General features: G+C 29.5%; 19 protein-coding genes. 6 read left to right on the top strand and 13 right to left on the bottom strand.

The features are described from left to right. Nucleotides 1-206: 206 nt before the first annotated feature. The gene (locus FHR24_RS09670; RefSeq protein WP_243846542.1) at nt 207-506 is read left to right on the top strand and encodes a winged helix-turn-helix transcriptional regulator; all 300 of its coding nucleotides are present in this window, start codon (nt 207-209) and stop codon (nt 504-506) included. Between the two features lie 311 nt (nt 507-817). Here FHR24_RS09670 and FHR24_RS09665 read toward each other — a convergent pair whose 3' ends face one another. Next, nucleotides 818-1,018, bottom strand: a complete 201-nt coding sequence (locus tag FHR24_RS09665) for a hypothetical protein (RefSeq protein WP_167187594.1) — start codon at nt 1,016-1,018, stop codon at nt 818-820. A 339-nt stretch (nt 1,019-1,357) separates the two neighbouring features. Between FHR24_RS09665 and FHR24_RS09660 the strand changes: the two genes are divergently transcribed. From FHR24_RS09660 to FHR24_RS09640, 5 genes are all read left to right on the top strand, one after another. Continuing rightward, the gene (locus FHR24_RS09660) at nt 1,358-1,732 is read left to right on the top strand and encodes a nuclear transport factor 2 family protein (protein WP_167187590.1); all 375 of its coding nucleotides are present in this window, start codon (nt 1,358-1,360) and stop codon (nt 1,730-1,732) included. 451 nt (nt 1,733-2,183) lie between these two features. After that, nucleotides 2,184-2,492, top strand: a complete 309-nt coding sequence (locus FHR24_RS09655) for a hypothetical protein (RefSeq protein ID WP_167187587.1) — start codon at nt 2,184-2,186, stop codon at nt 2,490-2,492. A 45-nt stretch (nt 2,493-2,537) separates the two neighbouring features. Beyond that, nucleotides 2,538-2,846 (top strand): hypothetical protein, encoded by a 309-nt coding sequence (locus FHR24_RS09650; protein ID WP_167187584.1) that lies wholly within the window; start codon nt 2,538-2,540, stop codon nt 2,844-2,846. Nucleotides 2,847-2,891: 45 nt separating this feature from the next. Continuing rightward, a complete protein-coding gene (locus FHR24_RS09645; protein ID WP_167187581.1) occupies nt 2,892-3,200 on the top strand; it encodes a hypothetical protein in 309 nt (102 codons plus the stop codon). Between the two features lie 136 nt (nt 3,201-3,336). Further along, nucleotides 3,337-4,677: a sigma-54-dependent transcriptional regulator gene (locus FHR24_RS09640; RefSeq protein WP_167187578.1), complete on the top strand. Its 1,341-nt coding sequence runs from the start codon at nt 3,337-3,339 to the stop codon at nt 4,675-4,677. On the opposite strand, the gene FHR24_RS09635 is transcribed toward FHR24_RS09640, so the two are convergent. From FHR24_RS09635 to FHR24_RS09580, 12 genes are all read right to left on the bottom strand, one after another. Continuing rightward, a complete protein-coding gene (locus FHR24_RS09635) occupies nt 4,670-7,090 on the bottom strand; it encodes an ATP-binding protein (protein WP_167187575.1) in 2,421 nt (806 codons plus the stop codon). The genes FHR24_RS09640 and FHR24_RS09635 overlap by 8 nt on opposite strands. Nucleotides 7,091-7,236: 146 nt before the next feature. Then, nucleotides 7,237-8,049 carry a prolipoprotein diacylglyceryl transferase gene (lgt, locus tag FHR24_RS09630; RefSeq protein WP_167187572.1) on the bottom strand — a complete coding sequence of 271 codons (813 nt, stop codon included), beginning with the start codon at nt 8,047-8,049 and terminating at the stop codon, nt 7,237-7,239. Beyond that, complete coding sequence (gene yidD / locus FHR24_RS09625) at nt 8,046-8,300, bottom strand: membrane protein insertion efficiency factor YidD (RefSeq protein ID WP_208412326.1); 255 nt, start codon at nt 8,298-8,300, stop codon at nt 8,046-8,048. The genes lgt and yidD overlap by 4 nt, the downstream gene beginning before the upstream one ends. 4 nt (nt 8,301-8,304) lie before the next feature. Continuing rightward, nucleotides 8,305-9,783 carry a cysteine--tRNA ligase gene (gene cysS, locus FHR24_RS09620; RefSeq protein WP_167187569.1) on the bottom strand — a complete coding sequence of 493 codons (1,479 nt, stop codon included), beginning with the start codon at nt 9,781-9,783 and terminating at the stop codon, nt 8,305-8,307. Nucleotides 9,784-9,901: 118 nt separating this feature from the next. Beyond that, nucleotides 9,902-10,597, bottom strand: a complete 696-nt coding sequence (locus tag FHR24_RS09615) for an FKBP-type peptidyl-prolyl cis-trans isomerase (protein ID WP_167187566.1) — start codon at nt 10,595-10,597, stop codon at nt 9,902-9,904. 1 nt (nt 10,598) lies between these two features. Then, on the bottom strand, nt 10,599-11,123 hold the full coding sequence (locus tag FHR24_RS09610) for an FKBP-type peptidyl-prolyl cis-trans isomerase (RefSeq protein ID WP_167187563.1): 525 nt from the start codon (nt 11,121-11,123) through the stop codon (nt 10,599-10,601). Next, on the bottom strand, nt 11,113-12,144 hold the full coding sequence (locus FHR24_RS09605) for a DHH family phosphoesterase (protein ID WP_167187560.1): 1,032 nt from the start codon (nt 12,142-12,144) through the stop codon (nt 11,113-11,115). The genes FHR24_RS09610 and FHR24_RS09605 overlap by 11 nt, the downstream gene beginning before the upstream one ends. 69 nt (nt 12,145-12,213) lie before the next feature. After that, nucleotides 12,214-13,155 (bottom strand): endo alpha-1,4 polygalactosaminidase, encoded by a 942-nt coding sequence (locus FHR24_RS09600; protein ID WP_167187557.1) that lies wholly within the window; start codon nt 13,153-13,155, stop codon nt 12,214-12,216. Further along, nucleotides 13,130-17,248, bottom strand: coding sequence for a DUF2194 domain-containing protein (locus tag FHR24_RS09595; RefSeq protein WP_167187554.1), 4,119 nt, complete (start codon nt 17,246-17,248; stop codon nt 13,130-13,132). Before FHR24_RS09595 ends, FHR24_RS09600 begins: the two co-directional genes overlap by 26 nt. Further along, nucleotides 17,249-19,201: a hypothetical protein gene (locus FHR24_RS09590; RefSeq protein ID WP_167187551.1), complete on the bottom strand. Its 1,953-nt coding sequence runs from the start codon at nt 19,199-19,201 to the stop codon at nt 17,249-17,251. 3 nt (nt 19,202-19,204) lie between these two features. Then, complete coding sequence (locus FHR24_RS09585) at nt 19,205-19,969, bottom strand: endo alpha-1,4 polygalactosaminidase (protein ID WP_167187547.1); 765 nt, start codon at nt 19,967-19,969, stop codon at nt 19,205-19,207. Between the two features lie 19 nt (nt 19,970-19,988). After that, nucleotides 19,989-21,581 (bottom strand): hypothetical protein, encoded by a 1,593-nt coding sequence (locus FHR24_RS09580; protein ID WP_167187545.1) that lies wholly within the window; start codon nt 21,579-21,581, stop codon nt 19,989-19,991. Nucleotide 21,582: the final 1 nt, after the last annotated feature.

The raw sequence follows: 21,582 nt of genomic DNA, 5'->3' as shown, positions 1-21,582 counted from the left end.
ATAAAAAAATAATTACTAAATAAAATTAAGCTACTATAAAAAGTAAAGTTTTAATATATTTACTGGATAATTTAAGAAAAATGGAAAATAAAAGCGATAAATCATTGTACAAATTAAATGGGGAATTGGATAGAGAAGTATTATTCTTAAAAAAGCCCCAAATTAAATTGAATGACAAAATTTTTTCCTGTCCTACAAGTACGGCAATGGAATTAATAGGAGGAAAATGGAAAGGTGTCATATTATTTCATCTAATTTCTAGTAAAAAACGGTATAACGAATTACGAAAAGAAATTCCGCTGCTTAATGAACGTACATTAAGTATGCAATTAAAACAATTAGAAGCCGATGGTATAATTTCTAGAAAGGCGTATTATAAAAAACCTCCTTTAAAAGTAGAATATGCTCTTACAAAATTTGGAAAAGGTTTAATACCAATTCTTGAAATGATCACTGAATGGGGAATTATTGCAGCTCAAGAGAAGGGGGAATTTATCATTGAATAGAAAAATACTATTGCCAACACCGTATATAATTTATTGCTGGCTTCTTGCCTACTTACGAAAGTCCTCTCGGACTTTAAATTTGTGTTTTATTTGCTAAATTTAGTGCTTAAAACACTCAACTAATCTTATACAACAACCTTGGTAGTAATTTCTCACTCATTCCTAAAAAATGGAAAAAGAAAATAAATAAACTATTCTTGAAAAAACTGAAAAAAATCTTCTTGAAAGAAAAAAACAGACTTTTCTTAAAAACGGAATAGAAGTTCAAACTGAAGCTACGAATAAACTCCTCACTAATACTATAAATCATATTATTCTTTTAGGAGTTTCATTAATTGTGATTCTTTCAACTTTATCCTAGAGAGATAATCACAACATTTCCATCTACCGTTATTTACTTTGTATTCTTCTACTCTCCATTTTTTTAGGAGTAATTTGTATTTCCATAATAACAATTGATTACCACAATCTTGGCAAGAAACTTCAAAAGATGGCGGAAGAACAAAACCCATCGGATTTGGATAAAGACATCGTAAGGACTGGTAAACCATATTTCTATATAATTTTATTGACTTTTATAGTTTGTTTAATCTCTTTTTTAACATCACTAGTATTGCTTGTTATTTATGCTTGGTAATTAAAACAAATTAATTCACTTTAAAAATTATTGAAAATAATCATAAACTGAATTGAAAAAACCTTTACACAACACCTGCTATAGTTAATGTGGGTTTAGTTTTTTCTAAATGTTTTGTCTATATTTAAAGTGTCCTCAAATCTTGTTGTCCCAAAGCTTCGGGATGGCTTAGTGACTAAAAAAAACAGCTTTAATATATCGAAAAACATACACTATGAATGAAAACCTAAAAAAAAATGCTGTAGAATTTTATAAAATGGCATATGAAGGAAATCCTAAAGAGGCTACCAAATTGTATGTTGGAGCAGACTACATTCAACACAACCCTGATGTACAAAATGGAATTGAAGGGTTTATTGAATATTTTGAGCGAATGAAAACTGAGTATCCAAATAAATCTATTGAGTTTGTTCGAGTAATCTCTGAAAATGATTTGGTGGCATTACATACGCATCAGGTATGGCCAGATAACGATGAATACGTCACTATGGATTTTTTTAGATTTGATGAGAACGAAAAAATTATTGAACATTGGGATGCTATTCAGCAAATACCAAAAAAGTCTGCCAACAAAAATAAAATGTATTAATATATACAATTAATAAGCAACACTTAACCTGTTTGGCAAAGCCTAGTTACAACCTATAAAAAATAGCGGATTGAGCCCTAACTCAATCTGCTATTTTTTATTCAGTATCTTATAATTTCAAATACTAATGTATTTATAAAGTTATTCTATCCTCTTCTCTATGTAACTTGTCTGCTACATGCGTTAAATTTCTTAGAGTAACATTTCTTTTATCAACTCTAATTACTTTTACTTTTTTTAAAACTCATGTTTTTGTATAATATTTACACGGAGTCCTCCCCTGTTTACTCGTACTTTACTCAGCTTTTTATACCTGTCCCCAAACCTAAAAAAACACAAACCCCTCAAATACAGGTTTTTAACTACTAATTAAATATACACGTGGCTTGCTGGCACATTTCTTTCTATATCCTAATTGTAAATAATTAATAACATTAAAAGAAAATATTTTATGAAAAAGTTCATTTTATCAGTAGCAATTTTAGCAAGTGGAATGTCAACATTTGCAATAACAAACAACGTTACTCCTGTTACAACTGTAAGCATTATAGCCAATCAAGAATTTACAGAAATTTCTGTAGACGAATTACCTGCAGCAGTTACCAACGCTGTTAAAAAATATTTTACAACGGCAACCATTAGCAAAGCTTATGTAAACGCTAACGGACAATACAAACTAGAACTTACTGCAGACAATGCATCAAACACTGTTTATGCAGACAAAGACGGAAACTGGTTAGAAGAAAGTGCTATTAAATAAGCAAACAACCTTGTACATAATTATAAATTTTAAAAACCATATATCATGAAAAAGATCATTTTATCAATCGCAATTTTAGCAAGTGGAGTATCAACTTATGCAATGTCTAACAACATTACTCCAGCAACCTCTATTACCATAACTATGAATGATGAGTTTACAGAAGTTTCTGTAGATGAATTACCTGCAGCAGTAACAAGCGCAGTAGAAAAAGATTTCCCTACCTCTACCATTAGCAAAGCGTATGCAAACACTAACGGACAGTACAAATTAGAGCTTACAGCTGATAGTGCTACCAACACTGTTTATATTGACAAAAACGGAAACTGGTTAGAAGAAAGTGCTGTTAAATAAGTAAACAACCTTGTACATAATTATAAATTTTAAAAACCATATATCATGAAAAAGATCATTTTATCAATCGCAATTTTAGCAAGTGGAATGTCAACATTTGCAATGACAAACAACGTCACTCCTGCCACTTCTATCAACATTATTATGAACGATGGATTTACAGAAGTTTCTCTAGACGAATTACCTGCAGCAGTAACAAGCGCAGTAGAAAAAGACTTTTCTACTGCTACCATTAGCAAGGCTTATGTAAACGCTAACGGACAATACAAATTAGAGCTTACTGCAGAGGGTGCATCAAGTGCTGTCTATATTGACAAAGACGGAAACTGGCTAGAAGAAAGTGCTGTTAAATAAGCAAGCATAAATGTAGCGTAACACCTACTATTTATTTTAAAAAGACGTTTTTAATTAAACGTCTTTTTTTATATTCTTATTTATAACCAAATATCAAGATAACTTGATATTTTTGTAATTATTAAGTCCCAATTTTATGAAGCAAATATTACTAATAGAAGATGATGTAAGTTTTTCTAAAATGTTAAAAAATTTTATGGAACGTCATCAATATAAAGTGGATGTAGGTTATACTCTTTTAAATGCTACACAGCTTTTAAAAAAGAATGATTACGACTTAATTTTTACTGATTTACGTCTTCCCGATGGTGATGGTATTGAGTTGTTAAAACAAATGAAGGAAAAAAACAGTACTACTCCCATAGTACTAATGACAGGATACGCAGAAGTTTCTACAGCCGTACGAGCTATGAAACAAGGAGCTTTTGATTATATTTCTAAACCCTTTAATCCAAATGAGGTTTTAGAAGTAATTAACAATGCCTTAGAAGTTAAAGATGTGAAACCATTATCTACAACTACCAATAAACCCGAAAAAAAGGAAACAACTAACAACAATTTTGTAACAGGTATTAGTGCTGCCTCAAAATCTTTAACAGAATACATTCATTTGGTAGCTCCTACAGAAATATCTGTATTAATTACCGGAGAAAGTGGAACAGGAAAAGAAGTTGTGGCTAAAAATATTCATTTACAAAGCCTAAGGCACAATCAACCTTTTGTGGCTGTAGATTGTGGTGCAATTCCTAAAGAAATTGCATCTAGTGAATTTTTTGGACATAAAAAAGGGTCTTTTACTGGAGCAATAAACGACAAAATTGGACATTTTGAAGCAGCCAATGGTGGAACTCTTTTTTTAGATGAAGTAGGGAATTTAAGTTACGAAAATCAAATTCAACTTCTTAGAGCTTTGCAAGAAAGACGAGTAAAACCTATTGGTAGTAGTACCGAAATACAAGTAGATATAAGACTAATAACGGCTACTAACGAAGATTTATTAGATGCTGTAGACAAAGGAAGTTTTAGAGAAGATTTATACCATCGTTTAAATGAATTTTCTATCAAAGTGCCCAGTTTAAAAGACAGAAATGATGATTTAATTCTATATGCTGATTTCTTTTTAAACAAAGCTAATCAACAATTAAACAAATCTATTATTGGTTTTTCTAAAGAGGTTTTAACCATTTTTCAGAATTACAATTGGCCAGGAAATTTAAGAGAACTTTCTAATGTAATTAAAAGAGCAACCTTGCTTACTCCTAGCAACGTTATTGAAAAAACAGCATTGCCTAGCGAGTTATTTTTAGCTCCCAAACCAAAATCAACTACCACGAGTTTTTCTACCAAAGAAAATGAAAAAGAATTGATTATAGGTGCTTTACACGAGGCTGACAATAACAAAACACAAGCGGCAAAGTTGTTAAACATTACCCGAAAAACATTGTACAATAAAATGAAACTATACGATCTTAACTAAGATAGTTTTCTAAAGATGTTATAAATTTAGAAAGTTCATTTTCAAAAGCTGTAAAAAGAGGAATGTCTATTTTTTTGGTGGTTTCAAACATTTCTAAAAAGGGAACAACAGAGGTTACTTCTAACTGTTTAAACATGCTAATCATTTTATGACTCACATAATTTACAGTAGCTACATCTTGTTCTTTTTGTGCTTTATTTAGCAACATTTTGTTTGTTTTGGTGTCTTCTAAAAACACCTTTAAATTGTTTTTTATAACAATAATATCATTATTTAAAAACAAACCTAAAGTCTGAATACTAAAACCTTCTGGGCTTTTTAGTAATTCTTGTTTTGGTTCAGCATTTACCTCTAATGTACTTACGTTAAAAAACTGTTGCAATACCGTTTCTAATCTATCAGAGCTAAAAGGTTTTGTTAATACCGCAGAAAAACCACTGTCTAAATAGTCTGTAACTGATAGATTTGTTCTACCTGTCATGGCTATAATTGGCTGATTTTTGTAAGAATTATCATTTTTAAGCACTTCCATAAAATGGATTCCATTCATTTTGGGCAACTGAATATCGGTTAAAACCAAATCAAAAGGAATACTCTTGATTGCTGTTAATGCTTCTTGTGCGTTTTCAAAAATAAAAGATTCAATTCCATACTGTTTTAACAATTCTTTTAAAAGTTGTCTCATAGAAACATCATCTTCTACTACAACCACTTTAATTTCAAATTTTATTTGCGGTTTGATGGTTTTATCATCACTTAACACTTTATTAGACATGGTTACAGGTACAGACAATGTAAATGTACTACCGTTATTTAATTCACTATTTAAGGTTAAATCCCCTCCTAATAATTCTGATATTTTTTTAGAAATAGTCAGTCCCAAACCAAAACCATTTTGTTTGTTCGTTTTAGAATTTTCTCCTTGCGTAAAGGCTTTAAAAATATTTTTTTGTTGTTCTTTGCCAATTCCTATTCCTGTGTCTTTTACAGAAAGATGTAACGTTTTAGTCTTTTTGTCTAAAAAACTTTGAAGTATAATGGTTCCTTTGTCTGTAAATTTATAGGCATTTATAACCAAATTGTATAAAATTTGTTTCATCCTAAAAGGATCTCCAATAACCAAGTTTTTAATATTTTCATCAAATATCAATTTAAAAGTAATGGGTTTGTCTTGTGCCAAACTCTCTGTACTTTTAACAATTTCCTGCATTAATTTTTCCAAATCAAAAGGAACAGAAGTAATAGAAATATTATTATTTTCTAGGTTAGAAAATTCTAAAAGGTCGTTTACCAATTGTTCCATATAAGTAGATGCACTTTGAATATGCTCTACATAATTAATTTCTTTTGTTGTGTTTTTAGATTTTTGAAGCAACTCGCCATATCCTGTAATAGTATTTAAAGGAGTTCTTAAATCGTGACTCACCATAGAGATTATTTGCTCTCTACTTTTTAAAAGTGAAGAACTAGTCTCATTAGCTTCTTCTAATTTTTTTCGATAGCGTTCGCTTTTCCAAAAATCGTTTAGAAACACAAAAGAGAAAATAACAATAATAATAAAACTGATAATGGCAGCGAACAGAATAATATTTTTACTTCTGTTTAAAGATTTCTCTCTTTGGATATTACTTGTTTTTGTATTCTGAATAATATCTTTTTCCAGAGCATTTAATAACTCACGTAATTTTCTAGAAACCACTACATCATTTTCTACCAATTCTCTTTCTTTTCTTTCTAAAATTTTACGCTGATATTCTATTTCTATTTGAGCTTCTCTTAGTTTACTTTTAGAAATGGTTAATAAAGAATCAATCTGATGCTGTGTCATATTACTATCAGAATTTTTAGGGTTTATATCTTTTAAAACCTTTATATATTCTTCTATATCCCAATAATTTTGTTTGTCTAACGGCTTTGTTTTTTTATAAAAATCAGCAACAAACATTTTTCCTAACAAAGAATCTATGGTACTTAATTTGTTTATTGCTGTATGTATAGATTTGTCGGAATTGTCTTTTAATTTTAACCTTTTTAAACCAATAATGTTCTTTGATTTTTGATCTATAATCAGCTTAATACTGTCTAAAATACTTTCTTGAAAAGGATTGTCTACAATAAAGTTTAGCGAATCTATTTTTAACAATAATTGTTCGTTTTCTACAGTATATTCTTTTAATTCTTTGGCTGAATTTAGCTGAAGTGCAGCTCTAGACAAGCTTTCATTTTCGTAAATACTAGCAATTAAACTTCCTATTTTCACAATTTTACTTCCGTCAGAAATATCTTGTTTTTGTAGCTGTGTAAAGGTTTTTATTTCAGAAATAACCAAAATACCCGCAATAGTTGCCAAAATTCCAAGAATAATGTAACCTGTTAAAATTTTAAATGTAATTCTATGTTTGGGAGATTGCATACAGAATAAATAAAACGAATATCTTATAAAGATAGTTACTAATTTTATCTTAAAAAAAATGTTATTAATGAAACTCTACACAATATTTAAAAGAACTAGAGTCTTAAAACAAAAACCCCTAATCAATAATTGATTAGGGGTTTTTGTTATTTCTTTTTTGCTTGTATTACAAAGTAAATTCCAATTAATATTAGCGGTATACTTAGCCATTGTCCGGTATTTAATGCCCAACTAGCTCTATCATCTACCTGAGCTTCTTTAAAGAATTCTACTACAAATCTTACAGACCATAACAGAGTAAAGAAAACTCCAAAAATCAATCCTAACTTTTCTTTTGCATTTGTTTTCCAAAACATATAAAAGATAATGGCAAATACCATTAAATATCCAAAAGATTCGTACAATTGAGTTGGGTGTCTAGGAAAATCTTCACCCAAAGCTTTAAAAATAAAACCATAATCGGTTCCTGTTGGGTGACCAATAATTTCGGAATTCATTAAGTTTCCTAAACGAACAAAAACACCACCACTAGCAATAGTTAAACTCACTCTATCTAAAACATATAGCAAAGGTTTTTGTAATATTTTTTTAGAGAAATACCATAATGATGCAATAATACCTATAGCTGCACCATGACTTGCTAAACCTGCAAAACCTGTAAATCTAAACTCTGGTCTAAATTTAAATGGCAATAAAATTTCTTCGGGATGCTGACTAAAATAAGCCCAATCGTAAAAGAAAACGTGTCCTAATCTTGCTCCTAAAATAGTTGCAAAAACAACATACATTAACAGCTTGTCTAATTTTTCTAATTCAATATTTTCATAAATAAATATTTTTTTCATGATTTGATATCCTAAAGCAAAGGCAATCACAAACATTAAACTATAATATCTAATTACAAAAAAACCAAGATCTAAACCTAAAGAGGGATCCCAAGTAATGGCTAGTAAATTCATATTTCTTTTTTATTTTGTTTATCGGGAACAGGGTCGTAACCACTTCCTCCCCAAGGATGACAGCTAAATATACGTTTTATTGCCAACCAACTACCATAAATAATGCCATGCTTTTGCAAAGCTTCTATACTATAACTAGAGCAAGTAGGTTGATACCTACAAGTAGCTGGTGTAAAAGGAGATATGGCTCCTTGATAAAAACGAATTAACAGGATAAATGGAAAGATGATTATTTTTTTCAATTTATCCATATTCTTATTCTATAATAAATGCTGTTCCGTCTTTACCGTCTTTTAACTGAATTCCCAACGCTTTTAATTCGTCACGAATTTGATCAGACAAAGCCCAGTTTTTGTTATCTCTAGCTTGCTTACGCATACCTATTAACATATTTACCACTCCTTCTAATTTATTAGAACCTTGCTCAGTAGCTTCAGTTATCAAACCTAATACATCATATACAAAAGCGTGTAAAGTGTTTGTAAACAAATCTAAATCTATTTGTGTTAATGTTTCTTTTCCTTCTTTTAAAAGGTTGATGTGTTTTACAGCATCAAATAAATGAGAAATTAAAATAGGTGTATTAAAATCATCATTCATAGCTTCGTAACATTGTTCTATCCAACCAGAAACCGCAAAGGTAGATGTTTTTCCTGCTTCTACATTTGCCAAATTTTTAATGGCTTCTACCAACTTGTTGTATCCTTTTTCTGAGGCTTCTAAAGCTTCGCTAGAAAAATCTAAAATACTACGATAGTGAGCTTGCATCATAAAGAAACGAACTACGGATGGCGTAAATGGTTTTGATAAAATATTGTTTTCTCCCGAAAAAATTTCACCTGGTAAAATGTTATTCCCTGTAGATTTAGACATTTTTTGTCCATTTAGAGTCAACATGTTAGCATGCATCCAATAATTTACAGGATCATGACCGTTACAAGCTTCTGCCTGTGCAATTTCACATTCGTGGTGCGGAAATTTTAAATCCATTCCTCCTCCGTGAATGTCAAATTTATCGCCTAAATATTTTGTACTCATAGCAGTACACTCTAAATGCCAACCCGGAAAACCAAGTCCCCAAGGAGATGGCCAACGCATAATATGTTGTGGACTCGCTTTTTTCCACAAGGCAAAATCTTGCGGGTTTTTCTTTTCGGACTGACCATCTAACACACGAGTGTTATGAATGGCATCTTCTATTTTTCGTCCAGATAAAACTCCGTATGTTTTTTCTTCGTTGTATTTAAGTACATCAAAATAAACAGAACCGTTTACCTCATAGGCCAAACCTTTATCTAAAATACCTTTTATCAATTCAATTTGCTCTATAATATGCCCTGTTGCTGTAGGTTCTATACTAGGAGGTAAATTGTTTAATTTTTCTAAAATGTTATGAAAGTCTAAGGTGTAACGTTGCACCACTTCCATAGGTTCTATTTTTTCTATTCTTGCTTTTTTGGCAATTTTATCTTCTCCTTCATCAGCATCATCTTCCATATGACCTGCATCGGTAATGTTTCTTACATAGCGTACTTTATACTCTAAATGCTGTAAATAACGAAACACCATATCAAAACTCATAAATGTACGAACGTTTCCTAAATGCACATTGCTATACACCGTAGGTCCACACACATACATACCCACATTACCTGGGGTAACCGTGGTAAATAATTCTTTGTTTTTTGATATTGAATTGTAGATTTTTAAAGGCTGATCTTGAAATAAGCTCATGAAGTTATTTTTAATTTTAAAGGGTAAAGATAAACTTTATACTTGTATTATAATAACAAGAAAAAGCCCAATTAAGAAATTCTTAATTGGGCTTTTATATGTATTTAAATATTGCTAATTACTTAACAATCTCTAACAATTCTACTTCAAATACCAATGGCATATATGCTTTAATTGGTCCTGAACCACCTTGAGGTGCGTTAGCTCCATATGCTAATTCTTGAGGTACATAAAACTTGTATTTAGAACCTACAGACATTAACTGAACACCTTCTGTCCATCCTGGAATTACTCTGTTTAATGGGAATTCTGCTGGAGTTCCTCTATCTACAGAACTATCAAAAACTTCTCCACTAGGAGTTGTTCCGTGGTAGTGTACTTTTACAGTATTAGTTGCTAATGGCTTTTCACCAGAACCTTCTGTTAATACTTCATACTGTAACCCGCTTTCTGTAACTACAATTCCTTCTCTCTTTTTGTTTTCAGCTAAAAAAGCTTCTCCTTCTGTTTTAGCAGATGCTCCTTTTGTTTCAGCTATTTTTTTAGTGTAAGCAATTAAAATTGGAGCAATATCTTTTTGAGCAATTAATGAAACTGCAGTGTCTTGAGATTCTGTTAATGCTTGGTTAAAAACGTTTAAGTCTAAATCTTTAAAATCTTCACTTACTTTAAAGTTTCCATTAATATAGGCACCTAAAGCATAACTTACAGAATCCATTTCTGTTGCTAAAGCTGTTTTTTTTGGTGCTTGTTGGTTACAAGATACCATACCTGTTACTGCTAATCCTAAAGCTAATCCTTTAATGATGTTCATCTTAATTATTTATTTTTAAAAGTTTAATATTTACTACTATGGGAGTGTGACTCCCAATTTTATTTTTATCTCCATTTAATCCATGGGCTACAAATGAACTAAAAATAAATTTAATTTCCTCATCTTCTCGCATTAATTTAAGCCCTTCTATTATTCCCTTTATCAAATTAGAAGTATTCAATTTTACAGTTAAAATTTCCTCTGGATAAACTTCTTTATTGTTTAATAAAAAAACCGATTTAGAAAACGTTAACACAGAGCTTTCCTTTATCACTTTTTTAGGTTTTGTTGATGATTTTACAACTGCATAAGCAAAACCATATGGAGAATATTCATAAGTTAAAAGGGAATCTTTTTGAATATAATCTTTAATTAATTTTTCTTGAATACTATTAATTTTCTTGTTGTATAAAATAGAATATTCTACCTTTTTTGAAGCTTTAACTTTATTAATAGCCCTTCTAGGTTTTGATTGTGTACAAGAAACAAAAAGCATTCCTAAAATAAATAACCAACTATGCTTCATAAGAAACGAATAATTCTTGTTTATATTTTGGAACAATTGATAAAAATTTATCAATCGTTTCTTCTAATGAGGTTATAGACCTTGCTCCAGCAGCATTGTCGTGTCCACCTCCATCAAAATAATTTCTTGCAAATTGGTTTACAGAGAATTTTCCTTTAGAACGAAAAGAAATTTTTACAATTCCTTGATCTGTATCTTCTATAAAAATAGCTGCAAGCACAACTCCTTTTAAAGACAATGCATAATTTACGACTCCTTCTGTATCTCCTTTTTGGTAATTATACATTTTTAACTCTTGTTGAGTTAAAGTAATATATGCTGTTTTACAATCTTCTATCACCTTTAAATTGGTTAAAGATTTACCTAACAACTGTAGCCTACTGTAGGAATTATTACTATAAACCTGATTGTGAATGTTCGCGTTTTCAGCTCCTTTATCAATTAAATCAGCTATAATTCTATGTGTAGTACTTGTGGTAGATGGAAAACGGAAAGATCCTGTATCTGTCATAATTCCGGTATAAATACTAGTAGCAATATCAGCATCTATTAAATCTGTTAATTCCAATGCATCTATAAAGTGATATACCATTTGACAGGTAGAACAAATAGAAGTATCAGAATATGTGACCATGGCAATATCATCAGGCTGTTGATGATGATCTATCATAATAAAGTCTCCTTTAAAAGCTTCTAATCCATTTTGCATGTCATCTCCCACTCTATGCAAGGCATTAAAGTCTAGTAAAAAAACAACATCTGCTTGATCTAATGCTCTTTTTGATTGTATGTTTTGTAAATCGTATCTGTAAACCTCATCAGATCCTGGTATCCAAGAAATAAAATCTGGAATTCCGTTAGGCAATACAACTTGAACCTCGTGTCCTAACTTTTTATAAAATTTAGCCAATGCTGTTGTTGAACCAACAGCATCTCCATCTGGATTTTTATGCGCTACAAAAACAATTTTTTTAGGGGTATTAAAATATGTTTTTAAAACGTTAATGTCTTTTATATTCATAGTTTGCTAAAATACAATTAAAAATATATTCTGAATATATTCCTCGTTTTTTTTAGCCTTGCCAAAAACTTAGTTGTGATACAACGTATAATAAGCCTCTACGTTATCTAAATATACACCATCAAAATTGCGATCTATAATTTTAGACAGATAAGATTTTTTTGATTTGTAAATAATTTGCTGCCACTCTTTATTCCAGAATTCTACCCAATACTCATCTTCATACCCAGCGTATTGTTTTTTAAACCAAGAGGGTTGTTTTTTTGTCCAAGATTCTTTCCAGTAATATCTAAAATTTTCTACAGCTCCAATGTTCATGTACGCAATTACCTTTCTTTGGGTTCCGTCTTTCTTTATTTTTAAATAAGCGACTTCGCTTTTGGTTAGCGGAGTATTCTCATAAAATAAATCTATCAACAACAAATCGTAATTGGTTGTAGACAAGGCTTGTAAATAAGCCTGCTTGGTTGTATAGGCATCTGGATTGATAAGGTATAAGTAATTTTGAACATCTTGTAGCTCTTTAATTTCTTTTCCTGTGTTATTGGTTGATGGAATTTCTCTATAATACAAGTTGTTTTTTGTACGAACAAACGGAATGTATCCTTTACTTGTATTTAATTCTTTTGCCTTAGCTAGATCTTTATCATTATTAATAAACTCTGATGATAATACCTTTTTATTCTTTGGTAATTTTGATAATAACAAACGTCTATATCCATCTGTGTCTTCATTTTTGTTATAATGCAAAGCTTCTACCCCAACACCGTTAATGGCATTTACATAGCTAGTATCTAAACCATTTTCCATATCTATATTTTGATAGAGAAGTTCTAATCCATTTTGAGGAATAATACTAAAATTAGTGTTTTGTTGCTTGGCGGTTTTAGATATATCTATAACCATTTGTTGCATTTTTTGAGAAGCAACAATTGTTTTTTTAGTGGTATTACAACCAACTATTATTAACAATAGCAATACGTACTTAAAATATGTGTTTAAAACCGACATTGAATGTATTTGAATAAAAATTATCTTGTGAAAAATATTCTCCTGAAAAATAGAAAAAGGTATAGTCTCTAAATCTATAGGTAAGCTCTCCGTAAATTCTCCCAAAAGAATTAAAATAGCTATCGCCAAAATAAGCAGGTTCAATCATACCCGAAAATTTATTTAATATCTCATTTTGATCTGCTTGGTATTGATATCTTAGTCCTCCTCCATAATAAGCTCTGTTTTTTAAGACAAAGTAGGGCAAACCTCCTGGTAAATCTGCACTCCCCAGACTGTACGATGTTTCTGCAAAAGGAGAAAAGGTACTTTTTGTGTTTGTTTTAAACAATCTGTAGTAACGTATAACAGCTGCTATTTGATTGTTTCCATCACTATATAAATCCCCTTCTGTGGTCAATCTAAATTCGTGTTTTTTCTTGTAAAAATATTCCGAATACCAATTTAACTTGGTATCATATATACCCATAGTGTAAGCAACACTTGTTAAAGGAACCTGATGTGTTAATACGATGTTAGAAAACAATTTTTCTCCTTTGTAAGAAACACCACTTATAAAATTAAATAATGATTTATTTCCTTGAGCACTTACATCCATTCCTGCTCCTATTTGATAGTTCCAGTTTTCTATTACTTTATCATTTATATAAGTATATTTTAATCCAAAATAGGTGTGCTGAATATTTTCTCTTCTAAAACGATTTAACCTATTTAGATTTTTAACTTTATAAATATTAGGATTGTTTACCGTTACTTTGTGTTTGTGTTGATATTTATCTATTACCACACCTGACAGACTATTTAAAACTGCATTTACACTTGTTTTATCTAAAGAAATTATGGTTTCCCATTCTGCATAATTATGCTCTCTTAAAATAATAGATGCTTTTATATCGTTTAAAATTTTAGGATAAAACAACTCTTCTGCATTGGCTAACAAGTAACTTTGAGTACTTGCTTTTTGTTCTAAAACTTGATCGTTTAATGTTTTTTGTTTCTGCGTTTTTAAATCCCCCTCTGGCATGTTATTTACAACTTGCCACGCTTCCTTAAATTTATCATCTTCTAAATAAACATCAGCTACATAATTGGCTAACTGAGCATTGTTATCTATATTAGAGTCTTCAAAATTTAAATAGATTTGTTCTGCTTTTTCTAGTTTAGGATTCTCATCAATACTATTGGAAAATGCACTTTTTCTTAATGCTGTTATGTCTAATAACAAACGAGTCTGTTCTTCTTTTTGTAACACCAAATGTTCTTGATATGCTGTTATGATAGCTTCTTTATCTTTCATTTGATACATCCAATCAAACTTTTCTAAAAGTTTTATACTATCGGAGCATTTACTCCAAGAAAGTGCTTTACTGTAGTTCTTTTTACTTGCATACAACCATGTAATTTCGTTAGAATGATTTATAAATACTTCATCTTCACAAACGTCTTTGGTTTCTATTTCAATCAGTGCTTGTTCTGGATTGTTATATAATAAATCGGCAAAGTACTTGTTGTAATATAGTTTTTTTACAGCAATAGTATCTCCCAATGCTGTGTACCAATTGTACTTTGTATCATCATCTATTGTATTGTTGCAACTTGTGCATTCTAAAGCTTTTTTATATAATTTTCTATCAGCAAAAAACCATGAAAAATCTGATGATTGTTCTTTTAAAATAGGATTGCTACAAACCTCTTCCATTTTTAATTCGTTTACAAACTCATCAGGAAAATAGCTAAATAAAAACAACAATTGATTGGCTCTATTTTGATTGGTAGGTTCTAATTTTTGAATGATTTTATACATTCTTTTTAGCTCACTATAAAACCTAGGCTCATAATTATTTGTAATAAAATCCTTATAATGCTCTGTATTATTAGGTTCTAACAACATGTATTTGTATAACCACAAATTGTAAACATTGTTACTTGGTAGCGTTAAATAGGTTTTTAACGTTTTAGAATAATCAAAGTTTTCTTTGGTATTGTAACGATTACAATAGTCATATAAAAACTTCCAAGTTCCGTTATTTCTATCTTGCCAAGACATGTATTTTGCATAAATTCTAAAAACTCTGTCTTTAATTGTTGGTCTTTGATTGATGTAGTTTTCCAAAAGATTGGTAGCTTCTCTTAATCTATTTTGCTTTACTAAATCTTTAATTTCTCCGTTTAACAATTCAAAAAGTTCATACTCTATATCTCTTGTTTTTAATTCTGTTTTTTGATGATTTAAGTTGTTTACATTTATCAAAGAAATAGATTTATTTTGCAGATGAAGAGAATACAAATGGCCATCTAAATAAGTTGTTTTGGTATAGATAGTTTTATTTTCTTTTAAAGATTGCTCGTATTCTTTTGTAAAGTTTTTTCCGACAAATACTCGCCAATAAGTGTCCTGGTTGTTTTTGTTGCTAACAACGGTTAATTCTTTATCTGTTATTTTAAATTCTGGATATGTGTTTCTCCATTTTTGTACAATAGGTACCGCATTTTTTACAGTTTTATAACGCTGAAAAGGATATGTTTTTTTTATTGGAATAACTACATCGTCAATAAAAATAGGCAACATTCCTTTTTTATCGGCTCTAGACGGAGTAGTTCTCCATCCTAAATTATTTTTATTTCTAAACTCAAACTCTCCTTTACTTTCTAAATTACTTTCGTCCGGAATTTGGTATACATCGTCTGGATGTATAAAATGGGTCCAAATACCAGTATACAAAAACAATGAATAATAGGAATATTTAATTTTGTCGCTAGGTTCGTAACCATCAGATATTCTAGGATAATCGTACAACTTTTTATGAAAAGGCTCCACATCAAACTCTCTATCTCCTCCATCATATTTTTCTCCTAAATACAAACTACACATATATTTGGTTGATGGCATTCCTTTTACCAATGCTTGAATACCAACACTGTCTATATAATTTGTAGGTGGTACATAAGAAATAGGCAATTTTCCTAAATTTTCTGTTTTCCATTTTTTAGAAACACTTTTTAGTGCCAAAGCCATGTAGTCTGGTCTTTTAAACCATTCATCGTTTAAAAGAGATACGTGATTGTAACCATGTAAACCTAATTCATGACCGTCTTTTATCACATTTTTAGATATAGTAGATACAATACTTTTATTTCCAACTAATAAAGAATCGCTTATTTCTTCCCACTCGCTGTAAGAAAACGGAGGGACTGTATTTAAACTATAATCATAAATAGAGAGAGCTGTATATTTTAATCCCAAAGAGTCTGCATATTTTGCCATATCTGGCCACCATATTTGTCTAACAAACTCTGCATTGGTTAAACCAAATTCAGACTTTATAGGTTCTGTTTTGGTAGGGTATACAGGAGATGGAAAATCATCTAAAAAAATAGTACTCACATTGGCTATAGGAAACGGAATACCTTCCATAGCTTTTAATAAAGGCATTAAAAGTAATCCTCTATCGTTTTTTTCATATTCGTAATTAGAGTTTACATAGATGGTTTTTCCTTTACCTACATAATTTTCTATAATTACAGGATACATAGGATTGTTTACTGCTGTTGCATATATGTTTACGTCATTATTAAAGTTATCTAAAGTTAATCCTCCGTGTAAATATTCTGTTTTGTGCGTTATGTTTTTATACCCTGGAATTAAGATCTCGTTAAAAGAAAAACCTCCAGAAGTATAATCTTTACTAAAGTCTGCATCTACTTTAAGACCTAACAAATAAGAAAGTCTTTGGTCTGTTGTTAGATTAGGAATAAATAGAGTTCCTCCGTTTTGAACGTATTTTACAATTTTTCTTATAGTTATTTGATGCAATGTATCAGAACCTGTAAGTACTAACAAAGCGGTTTTCTCATTAATTTCTGTAAGATAGTCCAACTCTGAATTTGTAATACTTTTAAAAGGGAATTTAGTATAATCACATAAATGTTTTAAGTTTTGCTCTACCACCAAAGACAAACTATCTGTTGGATTTGTTACATACAAAACCCCATGCTCTTGCTTAGGGGCAATCTGTTTTTTCTTGCTTATTTTTTCTTTATCGCAAGAGATAAAAAATAATAAAACCACTAAAAGATTTATATACTTTTTCATTTACTGAAACATTAAATCGATTACGTTACTAGAATTGGGAATATTTTCTATTTCGTATACCGAAATATTATTTTCTTTATAAAATACATTTACCTTTCTACCTCTATCTTTTAACTTAATTACAATACTGTCTATTGCTTTGTTTTCTAAACTACCTTTAGATTCTTCTTTTAAATTACTTACACGGTCATCTGATTTCTTTTTACCATAATCATCGTATTTAAAAACATAAATACTATTTGGCAACACATATTCTGGATGTTTTTTTAAAACTTCTTTTTTGTCTTTGTATTTACTATAGATAGAATCTTGCTTGGTATAATTATGAATAAATTCATCGTAATTCATTAAAAAATGATTTTCACTGTCTAAAATAAAATGATCACTATCATTTACCAACATATAGGAATAGGGTAAGTTGTTCATTAATATTTTATTATAAGCCTCTAATACTGTGTTTGCATAATTTCCTGGCGGAACAATGTTATAAACTCTATTTTTTTGATAATAATAAGAACCGCTTACAAATATTAATACACATAAAATACTTACAGGTATACTGGTTCTTAATTTTTTTAAAAAAGTGAATCCTAAAACATTGCTATAAATAACATATACAGCTGTTAGAATGGTAACTGGCATAAACATTCTAACAATAATAGTAAGTACGTCTTTATCTATATAATAGGTATTGGTTTTAAATAGTAAAAACAAGAAAAACATAAACATATTAAAGACCAATACTTTGGTATCTACTTTACGTTTTTTAAATACTGCTAGTAAAATAAGATTAAATAGTGCTCCTATAATTAAATAAACATTTATATAATCGTCCCAATTGTACTTTAAAGTTCTAGGATACGTATAAGTGTTTACTGCTATTAGATTGGTTCTTATGTAAGACATAAAATAGTCTAAATCTGACACAAAATAAATATAAACCAAACCAATAAATAAAGCTATTCCATATGCTCCTAAAAACTTTAAAGATCCTTTTTTATCTTTTTTAAACAGTAATAAAGAAGCAAAAAACAAAGGTAAAATAACAATATAAACATGTAAGTTTATAAAAAACAAGGTTAAAAAAATAAAGGGAACTCTAAACCAAAACAACTTATGGTTTATCGTTTTTTCTTTTTGCTCTAAAGCATAAACAATTAAAGGTATTGTAAAACTTAAACTTAAATAAATGGAGTTATGTGCTACAATATACCCTGTGTGTGTAGGAGCATACATAAACAACACTACTACAGACAACATAGACAAAGTTGCTAGTATATGAGATCTTTTAGTTAATTTATAGGCAAACCAACTTAGGACTACTGATAGAATACTAATTTCTATAACTCCAAATGTTTTTAAAGCCAACTCATTAGTTAACCCCGTAAGTTTAGCATAAATAGATATTAAAGAATAATCTCCAATTTCATTTAAATTATCTAGAAACCACATTTGATTATTGAACAGCCTTATTTTTGCTAAATCATCGTTCCATACAAAAGTAGATGTAAACAAGTCATTACCTAAAAAGTAGAAAAGTACAAAGCTTATTATTAAAACATTGATAAGAAACATATACTCTCCTCTTACTATTTTAGCTTTTTTCTTTTCTTTTTCTTTAAAAGTTCCTAAATACTTTTTTTCTAAAATTTCTACCCAATATAGCAATACAATGTTAGACCTTTCTCCAATAGCAAATAGATCTCTAAATTTTATACCAAAAACATGTGCTATTATTAAAAATATAATAATTAAGAGTACTGCAAACAAATCGTAAAAACCAAGTTGATGTAATACAAAAATAGAAGCATACATAATGGTTCCGTACTTAAGCCATTTCTTAACAAAAAAATTAATTTTGTCTGAAGGCAAAGGGTATCTAAACACTTTTTTTCCTATAAACAGAAAAAAAAGTATGACTAAAAGTACTCTTAATGGACCTATATATAACATACGTTACTGTAAGTTGTTTGATAAATTAATATCTGTTACCACTACAGCCAGTTTACTAGACCTGTAGTGTTTGTATATTTTGTTCGCTATTTTTTTATCTACAGCATACTCTATTACAAAACCTTTTAAATTATAATGTTTTATACTATTTTCTAAATTTGATTTTTTTTGTAATGCTTCTCTTTTATTTCTTAATTGATACAATTGTGAGTTAAAATCATAATTGGTATAAACAGATTCTACCAATATTCCTTTTAAAAAAGCATGTGTTTTATTTAACAAAAACAAGCCACCATTCTGAATTAATTCTTTGTTATAAAATTGCTCTTTAATTTCAAGTATCAACTTTATCAAAGCCGATTGTAACGCTTTGTAAGGACCGTGAATAGATACGTTGTCTAAATTGTCTAACAAAAGTCCATCAAACCCTTTTTTATAAATAAGTTTAATTTCATTAAGGACTATTTTTCTTGCTCTAGCATCTGCTATGTTGATATAATAGCTGTTCCAGGTTTCATTTTTTGATAATAAATAAGGTTTTAACTTATTGTATAAATCTATATTATGCTCACTAACTTCTGTTAAACTTATATATGCATATACGTTTTTATTTTCCTTTTTTAAAGATGCCACATCTTCTGAGTTATAAAAAGCGGACTCTAAAAACACGGTATCAAACCCTTTAATTTGATAGGGAGGAATATTTTCATAAGAGATGAAAAAATCTGGCTTATTAACTCCAAAAACAGAGGAAAACATTGTTAACATTACTATTATATTTAATTTACTACAATACTGCATAATAGTCTATTCTTGAAAAAATTTTGTAATTGTAATAAAGGCTTCCTAATAAGAAAAATAACATCCCCGCCAACATTCCTAATACACTGTATTCATAACTTATAAATCTACTACAAAAAGCCCCTACTACAAAATCTATAATAATGGCAATACCTACTATTTTAACTGCATTTTTAGGTTGATTTAATCGAAACATATACAGTACGTTTAACATTGCCCATGATAGACAAAAATACCCTATACTACCGTAAATTAACACATTATAACTTCTTTCCGGAAACCCCTCTCCAAAGGCACTTTTATACCCCCAATCGTAATGCATAAAACCATACACAAATAAAAAAGCGACTAAAGAGGTTATTAAAAAAGATAATAGATTTCTAAAATATAAATAAGCAAATGCTTTTTTAAATACAGCTATACTATAAAAATCTAATTTTTGTAAAACAATGTTTAATTGTTTAGAGAACACAAACATGCTATACTCTAAAACTCCTGCCACTAAAAAGAAAATAACAATAGACAAATCCATACCTATTTCATAATCTTTTTCATAATAAATAACATAAGGAATCACAGTACCTCTATCTGCAGACCAAGCTAAAAAACGATCCATAAAAACCAATATGTACAAAAAGGTACCATATAAAAAGTATAGATTGTTATTGTAAATAATAACTCCATCCCTAATAAATCGCTTGTATTCATTTTTTTTATTCTTCTTTACATCTCTAAACGTCCATTGATACACTAAGAATGATAATAGAATTACGGTGGAAATTCCTATCCAATGAGTTAGATAAATGTGTAAATTGGTATAGAATTTTAAAAACAACCCAATAGCGGTAGCTGTTGTTATTGTAAAAATAATAGTCCACCTTTTTTCTATTGGATACATAAGAGCTAGACATAATAAAAGTATACTTATTAAGATGGTATAAATACTATATATTAAGATCATTATGTAGGGGTAAAGATGTAGAAAAAAATTAACTACGTTGATAAATAGCAAAATAGTTAACACAAATCTTATAGCCTTAAAAAAAAGTCTATTCATGGCTATATAAGCTTTTACTTTTTGTAATGAACACCAATAATAAGACCCTACTCTACCAATCATTTGTATAAACCCACCTGTAAGTATTAGTGCCCAAATTACACTTAATACTACAGCTGTACTTTGCAAATCATTAAAACCAACATTTACCCAAATAGCATATCCAAATATAACTACACAGGCAATCTGTATAAATATAGGTAAAACACTCATTAACCCTTTTATATAAAACTTAATAGCATCTTTGTATTTATTAAATCCACGATTAGATTTTATGTATGCTTCAGCTTCAGAACTAGAAGGGTTCATTTCCTCATCAGAATATTCTTCTTTTAGTAATTCTTTAAATATAAGAGCCGCTAACACAGCTAAAGATTCTAAATGATAATCCTCTTTGACATCTATTTCTCTTATCCCCATAGACTCCAAAACTGCCATTACCGCATTAACGCTAACAGGCATTCCTATTAAGTTTTTAATTTCTAGAATTAAAACGGATATATTTTCAGGTATTGGTTTCAAT

Source organism: Wenyingzhuangia heitensis, from assembly GCF_011762155.1.
Lineage (GTDB): Bacteria > Bacteroidota > Bacteroidia > Flavobacteriales > Flavobacteriaceae > Wenyingzhuangia > Wenyingzhuangia heitensis.
Note: the sequence above shows the minus strand (reverse complement) of the source record. Positions and strands in the feature narration are given on the sequence as shown.

Excerpts from the sequence above, each read along its gene's own strand:
- FHR24_RS09640 (WP_167187578.1), top strand. The coding sequence starts at position 3,337 with ATGAAGCAAATATTACTAATAGAAGATGATGTAAGTTTTTCTAAAATG.
- yidD (WP_208412326.1), bottom strand. The coding sequence starts at position 8,300 with ATGGATAAATTGAAAAAAATAATCATCTTTCCATTTATCCTGTTAATT.
- lgt (WP_167187572.1), bottom strand. The coding sequence starts at position 8,049 with ATGAATTTACTAGCCATTACTTGGGATCCCTCTTTAGGTTTAGATCTT.
- FHR24_RS09585 (WP_167187547.1), bottom strand. The coding sequence starts at position 19,969 with ATGTTAACAATGTTTTCCTCTGTTTTTGGAGTTAATAAGCCAGATTTT.
- FHR24_RS09655 (WP_167187587.1), top strand. The coding sequence starts at position 2,184 with ATGAAAAAGTTCATTTTATCAGTAGCAATTTTAGCAAGTGGAATGTCA.
- FHR24_RS09595 (WP_167187554.1), bottom strand. The coding sequence starts at position 17,248 with ATGAAAAAGTATATAAATCTTTTAGTGGTTTTATTATTTTTTATCTCT.
- FHR24_RS09615 (WP_167187566.1), bottom strand. The coding sequence starts at position 10,597 with ATGAACATCATTAAAGGATTAGCTTTAGGATTAGCAGTAACAGGTATG.
- FHR24_RS09605 (WP_167187560.1), bottom strand. The coding sequence starts at position 12,144 with ATGAATATAAAAGACATTAACGTTTTAAAAACATATTTTAATACCCCT.
- FHR24_RS09650 (WP_167187584.1), top strand. The coding sequence starts at position 2,538 with ATGAAAAAGATCATTTTATCAATCGCAATTTTAGCAAGTGGAGTATCA.
- FHR24_RS09635 (WP_167187575.1), bottom strand. The coding sequence starts at position 7,090 with ATGCAATCTCCCAAACATAGAATTACATTTAAAATTTTAACAGGTTAC.
- FHR24_RS09670 (WP_243846542.1), top strand. The coding sequence starts at position 207 with ATGGAATTAATAGGAGGAAAATGGAAAGGTGTCATATTATTTCATCTA.
- FHR24_RS09665 (WP_167187594.1), bottom strand. The coding sequence starts at position 1,018 with ATGGGTTTTGTTCTTCCGCCATCTTTTGAAGTTTCTTGCCAAGATTGT.
- FHR24_RS09610 (WP_167187563.1), bottom strand. The coding sequence starts at position 11,123 with ATGAAGCATAGTTGGTTATTTATTTTAGGAATGCTTTTTGTTTCTTGT.
- FHR24_RS09600 (WP_167187557.1), bottom strand. The coding sequence starts at position 13,155 with ATGTCGGTTTTAAACACATATTTTAAGTACGTATTGCTATTGTTAATA.
- FHR24_RS09660 (WP_167187590.1), top strand. The coding sequence starts at position 1,358 with ATGAATGAAAACCTAAAAAAAAATGCTGTAGAATTTTATAAAATGGCA.
- FHR24_RS09590 (WP_167187551.1), bottom strand. The coding sequence starts at position 19,201 with ATGTTATATATAGGTCCATTAAGAGTACTTTTAGTCATACTTTTTTTT.
- FHR24_RS09645 (WP_167187581.1), top strand. The coding sequence starts at position 2,892 with ATGAAAAAGATCATTTTATCAATCGCAATTTTAGCAAGTGGAATGTCA.
- cysS (WP_167187569.1), bottom strand. The coding sequence starts at position 9,783 with ATGAGCTTATTTCAAGATCAGCCTTTAAAAATCTACAATTCAATATCA.